This is a genomic window from Streptosporangium saharense, from assembly GCF_014203715.1.
GTDB classification, from domain to species: Bacteria; Actinomycetota; Actinomycetes; order Streptosporangiales; family Streptosporangiaceae; genus Streptosporangium; species Streptosporangium saharense.
Genome location: NZ_JACHJP010000007.1, coordinates 300,646 through 314,715 on the forward strand (window position 1 = coordinate 300,646; position 14,070 = coordinate 314,715).

The 14,070-nt window shown below is 71.2% G+C and carries 13 protein-coding genes; 6 read left to right on the plus strand and 7 right to left on the minus strand.

Features of this window, described 5'->3' with window-relative positions:
* Nucleotides 1-67: 67 nt before the first annotated feature.
* From FHS44_RS28865 to FHS44_RS28885, 5 genes are all read right to left on the minus strand, one after another.
* Nucleotides 68-559 (minus strand): flavin reductase family protein, encoded by a 492-nt coding sequence (locus FHS44_RS28865; protein ID WP_184720279.1) that lies wholly within the window; start codon nucleotides 557-559, stop codon nucleotides 68-70.
* A gap of 73 nt (nucleotides 560-632) precedes the next feature.
* Nucleotides 633-1,565: an ABC transporter substrate-binding protein gene (locus tag FHS44_RS28870; protein ID WP_184720281.1), complete on the minus strand. Its 933-nt coding sequence runs from the start codon at nucleotides 1,563-1,565 to the stop codon at nucleotides 633-635.
* 38 nt (nucleotides 1,566-1,603) lie between these two features.
* A complete protein-coding gene (locus FHS44_RS28875) occupies nucleotides 1,604-2,275 on the minus strand; it encodes an ABC transporter permease (protein ID WP_184720283.1) in 672 nt (223 codons plus the stop codon).
* Nucleotides 2,272-2,934 (minus strand): ABC transporter permease, encoded by a 663-nt coding sequence (locus FHS44_RS28880; protein WP_184720285.1) that lies wholly within the window; start codon nucleotides 2,932-2,934, stop codon nucleotides 2,272-2,274. The genes FHS44_RS28875 and FHS44_RS28880 overlap by 4 nt, the downstream gene beginning before the upstream one ends.
* The gene (locus FHS44_RS28885; RefSeq protein WP_184720287.1) at nucleotides 2,927-4,030 is read right to left on the minus strand and encodes an ABC transporter ATP-binding protein; all 1,104 of its coding nucleotides are present in this window, start codon (nucleotides 4,028-4,030) and stop codon (nucleotides 2,927-2,929) included. Before FHS44_RS28885 ends, FHS44_RS28880 begins: the two co-directional genes overlap by 8 nt.
* 281 nt (nucleotides 4,031-4,311) lie before the next feature.
* On the opposite strand from FHS44_RS28885, the gene FHS44_RS28890 reads away from it, so the two are divergent.
* Nucleotides 4,312-5,871 carry a hypothetical protein gene (locus FHS44_RS28890; RefSeq protein ID WP_184720289.1) on the plus strand — a complete coding sequence of 520 codons (1,560 nt, stop codon included), beginning with the start codon at nucleotides 4,312-4,314 and terminating at the stop codon, nucleotides 5,869-5,871.
* 13 nt (nucleotides 5,872-5,884) lie between these two features.
* Here FHS44_RS28890 and FHS44_RS28895 read toward each other — a convergent pair whose 3' ends face one another.
* Entirely contained in the window at nucleotides 5,885-6,319 is a 435-nt protein-coding gene (locus FHS44_RS28895) for a hotdog family protein (protein ID WP_312863847.1), read from the minus strand.
* A gap of 624 nt (nucleotides 6,320-6,943) precedes the next feature.
* Here FHS44_RS28895 and FHS44_RS28900 point away from each other — a divergent pair.
* From FHS44_RS28900 to FHS44_RS28920, 5 genes are all read left to right on the plus strand, one after another.
* The gene (locus FHS44_RS28900) at nucleotides 6,944-7,552 is read left to right on the plus strand and encodes a TetR family transcriptional regulator (protein WP_246436230.1); all 609 of its coding nucleotides are present in this window, start codon (nucleotides 6,944-6,946) and stop codon (nucleotides 7,550-7,552) included.
* A 114-nt stretch (nucleotides 7,553-7,666) separates the two neighbouring features.
* Nucleotides 7,667-8,686, plus strand: a complete 1,020-nt coding sequence (locus FHS44_RS28905; protein WP_184720293.1) for an MBL fold metallo-hydrolase — start codon at nucleotides 7,667-7,669, stop codon at nucleotides 8,684-8,686.
* Between the two features lie 37 nt (nucleotides 8,687-8,723).
* Entirely contained in the window at nucleotides 8,724-9,398 is a 675-nt protein-coding gene (locus FHS44_RS28910) for a FadR/GntR family transcriptional regulator (RefSeq protein ID WP_184720295.1), read from the plus strand.
* A 78-nt stretch (nucleotides 9,399-9,476) separates the two neighbouring features.
* Nucleotides 9,477-10,469 carry an Lrp/AsnC family transcriptional regulator gene (locus FHS44_RS28915; protein WP_513767268.1) on the plus strand — a complete coding sequence of 331 codons (993 nt, stop codon included), beginning with the start codon at nucleotides 9,477-9,479 and terminating at the stop codon, nucleotides 10,467-10,469.
* Between the two features lie 176 nt (nucleotides 10,470-10,645).
* Nucleotides 10,646-11,851 (plus strand): cytochrome P450, encoded by a 1,206-nt coding sequence (locus tag FHS44_RS28920; protein ID WP_184720300.1) that lies wholly within the window; start codon nucleotides 10,646-10,648, stop codon nucleotides 11,849-11,851.
* 33 nt (nucleotides 11,852-11,884) lie between these two features.
* Here FHS44_RS28920 and recD2 read toward each other — a convergent pair whose 3' ends face one another.
* A complete protein-coding gene (gene recD2 / locus FHS44_RS28925) occupies nucleotides 11,885-14,059 on the minus strand; it encodes an SF1B family DNA helicase RecD2 (protein ID WP_184720302.1) in 2,175 nt (724 codons plus the stop codon).
* Between the last annotated feature and the right edge of the window lie 11 nt (nucleotides 14,060-14,070).

Consider the following 14,070-nt stretch of genomic DNA (forward strand, 5'->3'; position numbering starts at 1 on the left):
CGGCCCTCGCACCCATAGGTCGAACGAGCGTCCCTCAGATCGACACGACCCAGGGAGCCGCCCTGGCCTATCTGGTGGACTCGCCGACCGGGCGGTAGCGGGCGCGCAGCCGTACGAGAGGGGAAAGACCGGGGGTGACGTAGTCGACGGCCAGGACCCTGGCGACGAAGAGGGTGTGGTCCCCGGCGGGGACGACCTTGAGCGTCTCGGCCTCCAGGGCGGTGACGCCGCCGTCCACGACGAGCGCCTCGCTCAGCGCGCCCCGGTGGTGCGGGGTCCCGGCCAGCAGGAGCCGGGCGCCGGGACGGCCCGCGGTAGCGAACCGGCTGGCGATGGCCTTCTGCCCCGACGACAGCACGCTGGCCGCCCAGCGGTCGCGGCGCAGCAGCAGTTCGTTGAGGTAGCCGCCACTGTCCATGCTCACCATGACGAGCTGCGGATCGAGCGAGACCGAGGTGAAGGTGCCGACGGTCGCCCCCACGTCGTCGCGGTCATCCTTGACCGTGATGACCGTCACGGCGGTCGGCACCTGTCCCATGGCCTCGACGAACTCGTTCATGGGGCAATCATCCCGAGAACGGCACCCGGCCCGTACCGCGGGGCGGTACGGGCCGGATGACGGGGGCCGTGGATCAGGAGGCGAGGCCGTTCTGGGTCAGCCAGTCCTTGGCGACCGTGGCGGCGTCGTCCTTGTCGATCGAGACGCGCTTCATCAGCGTGAGCAGACCGGCCGTGTCGAGCTTGGCGGAGACCGCGTTCAGCGTGCTCGTGACGGTCTCGTCAACCCCGGCCTTGTTGACCAGGGGCGCGACGTTGTCGGCGCCGAAGGCGTGCTTGGTGTCCTGCAGCGAGATCAGGCCGTTGATGATGACCTTGGGGTCGGTGGTGAAGACGTTGCCGACCTGGATCGTGCCGTCCTTGATGGCGTCGGCGGTCGCGTCACCGGTCTTCTTCCACTCCTTGAACTCCAGGCCGTAGGTGTCCTTGAAGTTCTTCTCCTGGCGGGCCTGGAACTCCGGCGGACCGCCGACGGTGTAGCCCTTGGCGACCTTGACCAGGTCCTCGATGGTGGTCAGGCCCACCTTCTGGGACAGCTCCTTGGTCACGGTCAGCGAGTTGTTGTCCTCCGCGGCGGCGGGTTCGAGGACCTCAAGCTCGGCGGGAAGCTTCTCCTTGAGCCCGGCGAGGATGTCCTCCTTGCTCTTGGCGGTCGTCGACTTGTCGACGAAGGCGAGCAGCGAGCCGATGTACTCCGGCAGGATCGTCAGGCCACCGCCCTTGACCTGCTCGTAGAGGACCTCGCGGCTGCCGATGTTGAGCTTCTTCTCGACCTGGACGCCCTTGGCCTCAAGAGCCTGGGCGTAGATCTCGGCGAGCAGGACGTTCTCCGGGAAGTTGGCCGAGCCGACGACGACCTTCTTGCTCCCGCCGCCCCCTGACGACGACGCGGCCCCGGAGTCGGCCGGGGTCGGGGAGGTGTTGGTGAGCGGGTCACCACCTCCGCACGCGCTGAGTGTGAGCGCCGCGGTGAGGGCCACCACCACGGTGCTGAAAAGGCGCTTCATCGTGCTTTTCCCTTCTATGGCGGGAGGTAAAGGAGACATTACCGTACGGCGTTGCGCCGCCTCACCCCCGGTGAGACCAGCAGTCTCTGGATCAGGACGAAGACGAGTTGGACGAGCAGGGCGAGCAGGGCCACGAGCACCGCCCCGCCGAGCGTGCGCGGGTAGTCGTTGGTCGCGAAGCCGTCCACGACGTAACGCCCGAGCCCTCCCAGGCCGACGAAGGCCGCGACGGTCGCGGTCGCGACCACCTGGATCGCCGCGAGCCGCAGGCCCAGCAGGATCAGCGGCAGCGCGACCGGCACCAGCACCCGCCCGAGGACCTGGCCGCCGCGCAGGCCCATGCCGTACGCGGCGTCCCGCAGGTCGGGATCGACGCCCCTGACGCCCTCGTAGGTGTTGACGAGGATGGGCGGCACGGCCAGCGCGACCAGCGGGATCAGCACCGGCAGGTCGGTGCTGAGACCGGCCAGCAGCACGACCAGCACCAGCAGGCCGAGTGTGGGCAGGGCGCGGGCGGCGTTGGCGCTCAGCACGACCAGCAGCGCTCCCCTGCCGGTGTGCCCGATCCACAGCCCGAGCGGCAGCGCGACCAGCATGGCCAGCAGCAACGCGACCGTGGAGAACTGCAGGTGCTCGGTCAGCCGTACCGGAATGCCGTCGGGACCCGACCAGTTGGCAGGGTCGCCGAAGAAGTCGACAAGCCAGTTCACGCAGTCCCCCTCGCCCGCGACCAGGGTGTGAGCAGCCGCTGCGCCAGCACCAGCAGCGCGTCCGCGATGGCGGCCAGCAGCACGACCAGCACCACGCCCACGATGATCGGGGTGTAGAACTGCCGCTGCCAGCCGTCGATGAACAGGTAGCCGAGGCCGCCCCTGCCGACCAGCGCGCCCACGCTGACCAGGCTGATGCTGGAGACCGCGGCCACCCGCAGCCCGGCGAGCACCACCGGGACCGCGATCGGCAGCTCGACCAGCAGCAGCCTGCGCAGCGGGGTGAAGCCCATGGCGACCGCGGACTGACGCACGTGGTCGGGCACCGAGCCGAGCCCGTCCACGACCGCGGGGATCAGCACCGCCAGCGAGTAGAAGACGAGGGGAACAATGACCGTCGCCCTGGTGGCCAGGCCGGTGACCGGGATGAGCATGACGAAGACGGCCAGCGAGGGCAGCGAGTAGGTCACGTTCATCAGGCTCATGGTCGGCTGGTAGATCCCGCGCCAGCGGACGCAGGCAAGCCCGAGCGGCAGGGCGACGAGCAGCCCGACGACGATCGGCACCAGCGACATGACGACGTGGTCCTCAAGCAGGGACTGGATGGAGGGCCAGTTGCGCCCGATCCAGTCCCAGCGGACCAGCGGCTCCTCACGCATGGGCGCCCCCGGCAACCCGGTCGAGCGCCTCGCTCAGCGCCTCGCGGGTGACCACGCCCTCGGCGCGCCCGGCGTCGTCGACCGCTATCGCGCACCCCGAGGGCGACAGCAGTGTCGCGTCCAGCGCGGCGCGCAGCGAGTCACGGCCCCTGTCGAACGTGCCGTACGGCGCCAGCGGCACGCCGGCCAGCGTCCCCGAGGCGGGCAGGTCATCGGTCCTGGCCCAGCCGAGCGGCCTGCCGTCCTCGTCGAGCACCGCGAGCCAGGGCTCGGCCGTGTCACGCAGTCCGGCCGTCTCCGTGGAGACCGGCACGGTGAGGTCGGCGCGCAGCCCCACCTCGTGGCCGGAGACGAACGACAGGCGCCTGATGCCCCGGTCGCGGCCGAGGAACTCGCGGACGAAGTCGTCGGCGGGCCTGGACAGGAGGGTGGCGGGGTCGTCGAGCTGGGCGAGGTGGCCGCCGACGCGCAGCACGGCCACCCGGTCACCGAGCTTGACGGCCTCGTCGATGTCGTGGGTGACGAAGACGATGGTCTTGTTCAGCTCGGCCTGCAGCCGCAGCAGCTCCTCCTGCAGGCTCGTGCGCACGACGGGATCGACCGCGCTGAACGGCTCGTCCATCAGCAGCACGGGCGGGTCGGCGGCCAGTGCGCGGGCGACGCCGACGCGCTGCTGCTGGCCTCCGGAGAGCTGGAAGGGGTAGCGCCCGGCGAGCTTCAGGTCGAGCCCGACCCGTTCGAGCAGCTCCATGGCGCGGTCGCGGGCCTTCTTCTTGTCCCAGCCGAGCAGGTAGGGGACTGTCGCGACGTTGTCGACGATCTTGCGGTGCGGGAAGAGGCCCGCCTGCTGGATGACGTAGCCGATGCCCCGGCGCAGGGTCGGCGGGTCGATGGTCGTGACGTCCACGCCGTCGAGGAGGACGCGGCCCTCCGAGGGGTCGATCATCCTGTTGATCATGCGGAGCGAGGTGGTCTTGCCGCATCCCGAGGGACCGACGAAGACCGTTATCTCCCCGGTGGGTGCTTCGAGGGTGAGTCGATCGACGGCCACGGTCCCGTCCGCGTAGCGTTTGGTGACCTCGTCAAATGTGATCATGCGCAACCTCATGCTTCTCGGCAGGGCCGCGGCCCCCCTGCCACAACTGCCCCATGATCTGTCCGACCGACAGCCTACGGTGGTCCTCCGACATTCGACCCGCTCCCCCCGGATCGCGTCGCCCAGAGTCATGAGATATCGAGCAAAAGTGCGCCCAATAGTGCCCAGAATCTCGGCGTCTCACCACGATTACCCATATCGTGGACATCGACCCCTCCAGTCACACGCACCACGGGCTTCTCGCCCACGCTCCTCACCACGACCCCAGAGGAACCGGTCTCGTGAACCAACCGATCCTCGGTCAGCGCTCGCGCGGCGAACTGATCACCGAGCTCTATGACACGCATGCCGCCGGGCTGTTCGCCTACTGCCACGACCAGCTCGGTGATCCGGGAGCAGCCGCCACGGCGCTGGCGGCCGTCTTCGCCGCCGTCCCCTCCCCCGACGCCCTCTCCGCCGCGCAGCCGCCGCGCGCCGCGCTGTACGCGCTCGCCCGCCGTGAGATCCACCAGCGCGACGTCGTCCACGCCGCCCCGCAGCCCGGCACCGACCCGGTCTCCCTCTTCGTGGACCGGGTGCTGCGCGACCTGCGCCCGCACCAGCGCGAGGTGCTGTACCTGTCCGGCGTGTGCGAGATGGACACCGCCGAGCTGTCCTGGGTGCTCGACGTGGCCGCCGACACGGCCGACGAGCTGACGGTGAGCGCCTGCCGCCGTTTCGCCCAGGCCCTCGAACTCGCCCTGGCCTCCGCCAGGGTCCCGGCCCACCTGGCCGACGCCTTCGGCGCGCTCGGGGTGGCCCCGATCAGGGACGTGCTCGTCCGTGCCCCGTGGGGTGTCCTTCCCCCCGTGCTGCGCGCGGCAGTCCTCGGGCTTCCCGGCCCCAGGGCGCTTCCCCCCGCTCCGGCGTCCACTTCCTCGGTGCCGCTCAGGTCGCTGTGGCCGACGCCCCCGGCCTGGCCGCTGCCGCTCGCCGAGACCGACGCCCTGACCAGCACGAGTGTCTTCTCCGCGCCCGAGCTGCCGCCACCGTTCTCCCCCGCGGACTTCTTCCCGGCCACGACCACGCCGGACCGCTTCCCCGACCCCTTCTCCGCGCCCGACCCCGAGGTCGTCTCCGCGCACGAGGCGACGACCGAGCCAATGCCCAGGCTCAAGGACTCGGTGCTGAACGCGCTCGACGAGATCGTCCCGCGCACTCCCCGCCGCAAGCTCCAGCGGCCCAAGCCTCGTGGGGCGAAGCCGCTGGCCGCCCCGATCCCGGGGGACGTGCTCGACGACGCGCCCGCGCCCCTTCGGGAGGGCGGCGCCGAGGACCTGTTCCAGCCGTTCACCCCGGAGCCGAGGCCGGGGCGGCACTCCGACAAACTGGTCGCCGCGGCCCCCAGGGAGACGGCCCCGCCCGACGAGGCCGAGGCGCTGCCCGGCTGGCCGCTGCGGGCCGAGGACCTGGCCGCCGCAGTCCCCGCTCTCCCCGAGCCCGAGGCGGTACGGCCCGCACTGCCCGGCTGGCCGTTGCGGGCCGACGAGCTCGGCACCCCCGGCGACCGCGCCCGGCACGCGAAGAGGCCGGACCCGAGCTCGGAGGAGACGGACACGCCCGGCGACGACACCGTTGCCGTGGCGCCCGCCCCCCTCTCCGACGAGGCACAGGCCATCGGGAACGCCGTCGAGGTCCCGTCGCGCACGACCGGAAGGCCGCGCCGCAGGCGCGGGCGGGTCAGGCGGGGCGAGCAGCGTCACGACTGGGCGTGGGAGCTGTTCGGCTTCGTGATCTGCCTGATCTGCGTGGCGATCGCGATGCTCGTCTTCTTCGCGATGCCCACCCCGCTGACGCCCTGACGCCCGGCCGTACTCAGTGGTCGGGGAAGGCGAGGCGGACGGTGCCGGAGACGTGCTCCCCGGGGCCGACCGCGCCCAGGACCCGCACCGTGAACTCCTCGCCCTCGCGGGACACGACGGTACCGGTGAGGACCAGCGTCTCCCCGGTCTGGGCGGGCAGGCCGAGCTTGACGTTGATGCCGCGGACCAGCGCCTCGGGACCGGCCCAGTCGGTGACGTACCGCTCGACGAGCCCCATCGTGGTCAGGATGTTGAGCGGTCCTCCCGCGGGCCCCTCAAGGGGGGTACGGCGCAGCGGGGTGATGTCCGCCGTCGAGGGCGTCGCCAGGGTGGTCGCGGACGGGGTCAGCGCTATCGTCGCGCCGGGCAGGACGGTCCCGACGGCCGTCCCCTCCTCAGGAGGCCCACTCCTGCGGGCCGACTCGTCGTCCTGCTGGCGGTACGTCACACACAACGGCATACCGATACCCACTCCTTCAGGTGGGCGGTCCACGACACCGCCACCGCCCACGCACCTTCCGGCAGTTACCATCACGCCCCGGCGCCGGGGGTCACGGCACACGGCGAGGCCGCGGGTCCCCGCCGTGACCGCCGTGTCCCCACGAGGTGTCACGCCGTACGGCCCGGCGGCCCGAGCGGCGCGGGAACGGCCACCCCCGGTATGTTCCGGGTTCCGGTGTCCGCCCCGGCAAACCTTTCCAGAAGAGGGCGGCCCCTCCCCCTGGCCCGCCTTCCGGAGGGTACGGCTCGCGGATGTCGGGCTGGTTTTTCCCCTCCTCCGGGCGAAAATCCAGTACCCGAGGGCCATCACACCCCCGAGTAGAACCAATTCCATTTTTCATCCCGGCCCATACCGGGCCCACGATGACGGCATGTTGTCATAACACGTGTGACATGTGCGGACAGAGATCCCCCGTAACTGACGGGTAACCCAACGAAGCGGGCGAAGATCAGATAACGTGTTCTCATGCGTACTCCGCATGCGGCCACGGGCTCCCCGCTCGCCCCGCGCCCCGGCGAGACCCCCGCCACGAGCGGCACAGGACCGGCCACGAGCGAGGGGACACCCGGCATGCAGAGCGAACCGGCTCCGAGCGGCGTCCGCGCGCGAAGTCAGCACCAGCGGCGCAGGCGCATCGTCCAGGCGGCCGCGGCCCTGGCCTCAAGAGGCGGCGTCGAGGCCATGCAGATGCGCACGGTCGCCGAGCGCGCGGGGGTCGCCCTCGGCACGCTCTACCGCTACTTCCCCTCGAAGATGGACCTGGTCGTCGCGGTCGTCAGCGACGAGATCGACCTCCTTGAGAGCAGCATCGAGCGCAGACCACCGGCCACCTCCACCCCCTCGGGACGGGCCGTCGACGTGCTGATGCGCGCGACCCGCGGCCTGATGCGCGAGCCCGAACTGGCCGACGCCCTCGTCCGCTCGCTGATCATGGCCGAGATCGACACCCCGTTCGCCGAGCGCGTGACCGGCCTGCTGCTGCGCGTCTCCGGGCACGACCTCGACGAGCGGACGGCGAGCGAGGAGCAGCGCGTCCTGGCGGGATCGCTGGCGAGCGTCTGGGTGCACGAGCTGCTGGCGATGCTCAGGGGGCAGCGGACCTACGAGCAGGTCCAGCGCCATCTGGAGATCACCGCGACCAGGCTGCTCGCCGATTTCCCCACCCCGCCTTCGCCGTGAGAGGTGGAACGCGTTACTGTCGCAGGCGAGGCGAAACAGACTAACGTTCTGGAGCGGTGCGCCCGAGGGCGTGGGAGCCGCCGGGACGGCGCCGACAGACAGGGAGCGTCACCGTTGAAATCCCTCCGCAGGCCGTACAGCGAACAGCGTCCCACCGACCTCGGCGGCGGGGTGTGGAGCGTCCCCGTGCCGATCCCCGGCAACCCCCTCGGATACACGTTGATCTACGCGCTCGAGTCCCCCTCGGGGCCGGTGCTGGTCGACGCGGGCTGGAACCACCCCGACGCCTGGCTCGCCCTGCGGGACGGGCTGGCCGCTGCCGGCATGGACATCCGCGAGGTCAGGGGCGTGGTCGTCACCCACTTCCACCCCGACCACGCCGGGCTCGCCGGTCAGGTGCGGCAGGAGTCGGGGGCGTGGATCGCCATGCACGAGGCCGACGCCGCGCTGATCAGGTCCATGCACGAGACCGGGGAGAGCGTCCGGCGCGTCGAGCGGGCCGGGATGCTGCGCCGGGCCGGGGCGGGCGCCGCCGAGGTCGAGGCGGCGACCGCCTACCGACCCGAGCCGCCCGCGACGCCGGACAGGACGCTGGGCGACGGCGACCTGGTCGATCTTCCCGGGCGCAGGCTCCGCACCGTCTGGACTCCCGGGCACACCCCGGGCCACATCTGCCTGCACCTTGAGGACGCCGACCGGCTCTTCACCGGGGACCACGTGCTGCCGCGCATCACCCCGCACATCGGCATCTATCCCTACGACCGCACCGACATGGACCCGCTCGGCGACTTCCTGGCCTCGCTGGAGAAGGTGGCGGGGCTGGGGACGCTCGAAGCCCTCCCCGCCCATGAGTGGATATTTCAGGACACGGCGGGGCGGGCGCGGGAGATCGGCACGCACCACGAGGAGAAGCTCACCGCCCTGACCACCCTGCTGGCCGAGGCGGGCGAGCCCCTCACCATCTGGGAGATCGCCTCCAGGATGACCTGGAAGCGCCCCTGGGACGACCTGCCCTCCATGCTGCGCGGTCTGGCCGCCGCCGAGGCCGCCGCCCACCTTCGCGCCCTTGAGGTGCGGGGACAGGTCCGCCGTGCCCCCAAGGGAGATATGGTGCGCTTCGCCGTACACTCATAGACATCCGATGTCTGAGCGTGCCCAGGGAGGGTGAGGCGTGGCGGTCACCGACACCGCTATCGACAGGATCAAGCAGATGATCCTGGAGGGCGAGATCCCCCCTGGCGGCAGGCTGCCGAAGGAGGCGGACCTGGCCGAGCGGCTCGGTCTGTCGCGCAACTCCCTGCGCGAGGCGGTCCGCGCGCTGGCGCTGATCAACGTGCTGGACGTACGGCAGGGCGACGGCACCTACGTGACCAGCCTTGAGCCTCGTCTGCTGCTGGACGCGATGGCGTTCGTCGTCGACTTCCACCAGGACGACACGGCGCTGGAGTTCTTCCAGGTCCGCCGGATCCTGGAGCCCGAGGCGACCGCGATGGCCGCCACCCGGATGACCGAGGCCGAGATCGCCGAGCTGCACGAGATCCTCACCCGGCTGCCGGAGAACCCGAGCGTGGAGCAGCTGACCGCCAACGACCTGGAGTTCCACCGGCGCATCGCGGCGGGATCGGGCAACGCGGTGCTGTGCTCCCTCATCGAGAGCCTGTCGGGACCGACCACCCGGGCCAGGCTCTGGCGGGCCCTGACCAGGGAGAACGCCCTGACCAGGACGCGCGAGCAGCACACCGCGATCTACGAGGCCATCGCCGCCCGCCAGCCCGAGGTCGCGCGTGCCTGGGCCATGGTCCATGTTGCCGGAGTCGAGGAGTGGCTTCGTAGCGTGCTCGCCTGAGCGGATATCGCATCATAAAAGATCACAAAGCCGTACTCTTGGGGCGGAACAATCCCCCGACGACGAGGATGAACCCCCATGCAGCCACTCGATGGAGCTGACTTACGGGTGGTGGCCGCCCTTCAGGTGAACGGACGCGCCACCTGGGATCGCATCGGAAGAGTGCTGGACGAGTCGACCCGCAACGTGGCCAGGCGGGCCACCCGGCTGACGGAGGCGGGCGTCCTGTCCGTCGTCGGGGTGGTCGACGACCGCCGGATCGGCTCGGCGATCCTGAGGCTGCGCTGCCGGCCCGGTTCGGTGATCGACGTGGGCACCGCGCTGGCCGAGCTGCCCCAAACGCGGTTCGTCTCGCTGGTCTCCGGCTCCGCGGACTGCACCGCCGAGCTGTGCGTGGCCGACGACGCGCTGGTCGATCTGATCTTCCGGGACATCCCCGCGATCGACGGGGTGGTCGAGAGCACGACCTATCCCGCGCTGCGTTACTTCAAGACTCCCCAGGAGTGGCACGTGGACGTGCTCACCCCGCAGGAGGTCGAGGGACTCCTCGAACAGTGGACGCCGCTGCCCGAGCGTTTCCAGCGCGCCGGTGAGACCCCCTCCGCCGAGGACGAGCGGATCATCGCCGCGGTCGCCGCGGACGGCAGGGCCACCCACGCCGAGATCGCGGCGGCCACCGGGATCAGCGAGTCGACAGCCCGCCGCAGGCTGGACTCCCTGCTCCGCCGGGGCATCCTGCGCATCCGCGCGGAGATCGAGCCCGCCTACCTGGGGCTGCCGATCGAGGCCGCGCTCTGGCTGCGGGTCGCGGAGCGGGAGGTCGAGGCTGTCGGCCACGCCCTGGCCAGGATGCCGAAGGTGAGATACGTCCTGGCGGTCGCGGGCGACCACCAGCTCGTGGCCCAGGTGGCCGTCCCCGGCCGGTCGGAGCTCTACGAGATTCTCAGGGAGATCGGCGGGCTGAGCGGCATCAGGGCGATCGAGACGACCATGACGCTTTTGCCGGTGAAACGCGGCTTCATCATCAAGCGGGACGGCCTCGTCGACCGCTGGGCGGGTCCGATCGGCTGAGCCGCGGGAACCTCCCAAGAACGGTCGCCCCCGGATCTCGGAGACCCTCCTCTCCCCCGGCGTCGGCTTGACCGGACGGGAACGCTGTGTCCTCGTTGAGGCAACCGGTCCGCGTTGCCGGGAGGCCGCCGCACCACAGGAGAGATACACGTACGGTTCGCCCTAGGAGGGACTCGATGGACATCAATCTTGTGGACAAGGACGTCTACGCGCGTGACGGCGCGCCCCACGACCAGTTCCGCTGGCTGCGGGCCAACGCGCCCGTCTACCTGCACGAGGGCGAGCCGGACCGGGGCTGGCCGCCGTTCTGGGCGGTGACCAGGCACGCCGACGTGGTGCACGTGTCACGGCGCTCCGACCTGTTCTCGTCGAGCAGGAGGCTCGCGCTCTTCGACGAGATGCCCGAGGAGCAGCGCGAGCTCCAGCGGCTGATGATGCTCAACCAGGACCCGCCGGAGCACACCCGGCGGCGTTCCCTGGTCAACCGGGGCTTCACCCCGCGCATGATCGGCGCGCTCGAACAGCACATCCGCGACATCTGCCACCAACTTCTCGACGAGGTCACCGGCCTGCCGACCGTGGACTTCGTGCGTGACATCGCGGCCCCGCTGCCGCTCTACGTGATCTGCGAGCTGCTCGGCGCCCCCGTCGAGGACCGCGACAAGATCTTCAACTGGTCCAACCAGATGATCGGCGCCGACGACCCCGAGTACTCCTCCGGCCCCTCGGCGGGTCAGGCCGCGGCGGCCGAGGTGTACGCCTACGCCAACGCCCTGGCGGCCGAGCGGCGCGAGCGCCCCCGCGAGGACCTCGCCACCCGGCTGCTCCTGCCGGACGTCACCGGGGAGACTCTCGACGAGAACGAGTTCGACCTCTTCGTGCTGCTGCTCGTGGTCGCGGGCAACGAGACCACCCGCAACGCGGCCTCGGGCGGGATGCTGGCATTCTTCGAGCACCCCGAGCAGTGGAGGCGGCTGCTGGCCGACCGCGCGCTCGCCGCCCCGGCCGCCGACGAGATCGTCCGCTGGGTCTCCCCCGTCAACCTCTTCCGCCGTACGGCGACCGCCGACACGGTGATCGGCGAGCAGGAGGTCAGGGAGAACGACAAGGTCGTGGTGTTCTACGGCTCCGCCAACCGGGACGAGGACGTGTTCGCCGACCCCGAGGTCTTCGACATCGGCCGCACCCCCAACCCGCAGATCGGCTTCGGCGGGGGCGGCGCCCACTTCTGTCTCGGCAACCACCTGGCCAGGATGGAGCTCCGGGTGCTCTTCGAGGTCCTCGCCGAGCGCCTGCCCCGTCTGGCCCAGGCGGGTCCCGCCCGGCGGCTGCGCTCCAACTTCATCAACGGCATCAAGGAACTGCCGGTCACGCTCACCTGAGTCTTCTGAGGGGTACGGCGGTCGCCGTATCCCTCAGGAGCGCAGGCTCAGCGCGAGGCGCAGGGCGAGGCCGGTGTTGCGGCGGGGGCCGAGGCGGCGCACGGCCAGTTCGAGCGCCTCGCGCTGGCCGACCAGGACCACCCACGCCTTCGCCCTGGTGACCAGGGTGTAGAGCAGGCCCCTGCGCAGCATCACTCCCCCGGCCTCCGCCACGATCGGCGCGACCACGAAGGGATACTCGCTGCCCTGGGAGCGGTGCACACTGATCGCGTAGGAGTGGGTCAGCTCGTCCAGCTCGTCGAAGGTGTAGCGGACGGCCTCCCCGTCGCCGGTGCGCAGCTCAAGCACCCGGTCCTGCGGGAGCACCGCCGTGACGGTCGCGGTCTCCCCGTTGAACACGCCCTTGTCGTAGTTGTTGCGGATCGGCATGACCCGGTCGCCGACCCGGAAGACCGACGGCCCCGACCAGTGCTCCGCCGTACCCTCGCGTGCGGGGTTGAGGCGCTCCTGGAGGCTGCGGCCGAGCTCGGCCGTGCCGGTGGCGCCCTTGCGCATCGGGCACAGCACCTGCACCTTGTCGCCGCCGACGCCCTGTTTGCGGGGGATGGCCTCGGTCGCCAGGTGGACGACCCGGTCGGCAACCCGCTCGGGGTCGTCCAGCTCCTCGAACCAGAAGCCGCCCCCGCCGGGCAGGTCGGGCAGCCGTCCCGACCTGATCCGGTGGGCCGCGCGGACGATGCCGCTGTCCTGGGCCTGCCGGAAGACGTGGGTCAGCCGGACGCGCGGGACCTCCTCGACGTCGAGCAGGTCGCCGAGCACGTTGCCGGGGCCGATGCTGGGGAGCTGGTCGCCGTCGCCGACCAGCAACAGGTGAGTGCCCGTGGGGATCGCCGCGACCAGGCGGGTGGCCAGTTGCAGGTCCAGCATCGACGCCTCGTCCACGACGATGAGGTCCGCCTCGGTCGGCAGCCGCTGGAAGAGGGTCCCCTCCTCGGGGTCGGGCCGCTGGGCGAGCATCCGGTGCACGGTCATCGCGGGCAGGCCGGTCAGCTCGGACAGCCGCTTGGCCGCCTTGCCGGTCGGCGCCGTCAGGGTCACGCTGCCGCCCATCGCCCGCACGGTCGACGCGACCACCCGGACCGTGTGGCTCTTGCCGCAGCCGGGGCCACCGGTGAGGACCGAGACGGTGCTGGTCAACGCGAGGTTCACCGCGGCCCGCTGGTCCTCCTGCAGGTCCCCGTCGTCGGGGAAGGGCCGCAGCGGCAGCGTCGACCTGGCCCGCAGCAGCCTGGCCAGGTGCGAGACGAACGCGACCTCGCGGCCGTGCTGCTCCTTGGCGTAGGCCACGAGCCCCGGCCCCGCCGGTGACTCCTCGACGACGACCGCGCGCTCGGCGGCCAGCGCGTCGACGGCCCGCCGTACGGACTCCTCCTCCTGCTCGACCAGGGCGGCGGCGGAGGGCAGCAGGACGGTCAGCGGCAGGTAGCAGTGACCGTCGCGGGCGGCGGCCGTCTCCAGGCGGTCGAGCACGGCGGCCTGGAGACGGCGCGGGCTGTGCTCGGGCACCCCCGAACGCAGCGCGATGCGGTCGGCGGTGTGGAAGGCGATGCCCCTGACCTGGCCGATCAGCCGGTACGGATCGGTGGTGAGGACCTCGCGGGCGTCGTTGCCGTACACCTGGTAGATCTTGGACGCGAGCAGCGGGCTGATCCCGAAGCCCTGCAGGACGACCATCAGCTCGGCGACCGCCTTCTGCTCGGCCCACGCCTGGACGATCTGCGCCTGCCGGGTCACGCCGATGTTGACGACCTCGGTGAGGCGTTCCGGCTCGGTGTCGATGACCGTGAGCGTCCGCTCGCCGAAGTGGCTGACGATGGCGTGGGCCAGGCGGGGGCCGATGCCCCTGACCAGGCCGGAGCCGAGGTAGAGCCTGATGGCGCGCACGGTCGAGGGGACGACCCGCTCGCACCGCGTGACCAGCAGGCGGCTGCCGTGGCGGGGGTGCTCGTCCCACTCGCCGGTCAGGTTGAGCGTCTCGCCCGGCTGCACCCCGGCCAGGGCCCGCCCCGAGGCGACAAAGCTCGCCGGGCCGTCCCGGGGGTCGTCCGTGCTCATCCGCGCGACGGTGTACTCGTCGTCGCGGACGTAGACGAGCTGCTCGACGGAGGCTTCCAGCTCCGTCGCACGCGGTGTGGCGAGCACGGTCACCGTGCGCTCCC

Bases quoted from the DNA above. Each gene is read 5' to 3' on its own strand.
- FHS44_RS28880 (WP_184720285.1), bottom strand. From the start codon at position 2,934: ATGCGTGAGGAGCCGCTGGTCCGCTGGGACTGGATCGGGCGCAACTGG.
- FHS44_RS28865 (WP_184720279.1), bottom strand. From the start codon at position 559: ATGAACGAGTTCGTCGAGGCCATGGGACAGGTGCCGACCGCCGTGACG.
- FHS44_RS28915 (WP_513767268.1), top strand. From the start codon at position 9,477: ATGCAGCCACTCGATGGAGCTGACTTACGGGTGGTGGCCGCCCTTCAG.
- FHS44_RS28870 (WP_184720281.1), bottom strand. From the start codon at position 1,565: ATGAAGCGCCTTTTCAGCACCGTGGTGGTGGCCCTCACCGCGGCGCTC.
- FHS44_RS28885 (WP_184720287.1), bottom strand. From the start codon at position 4,030: ATGATCACATTTGACGAGGTCACCAAACGCTACGCGGACGGGACCGTG.
- FHS44_RS28920 (WP_184720300.1), top strand. From the start codon at position 10,646: ATGGACATCAATCTTGTGGACAAGGACGTCTACGCGCGTGACGGCGCG.
- FHS44_RS28900 (WP_246436230.1), top strand. From the start codon at position 6,944: ATGCAGAGCGAACCGGCTCCGAGCGGCGTCCGCGCGCGAAGTCAGCAC.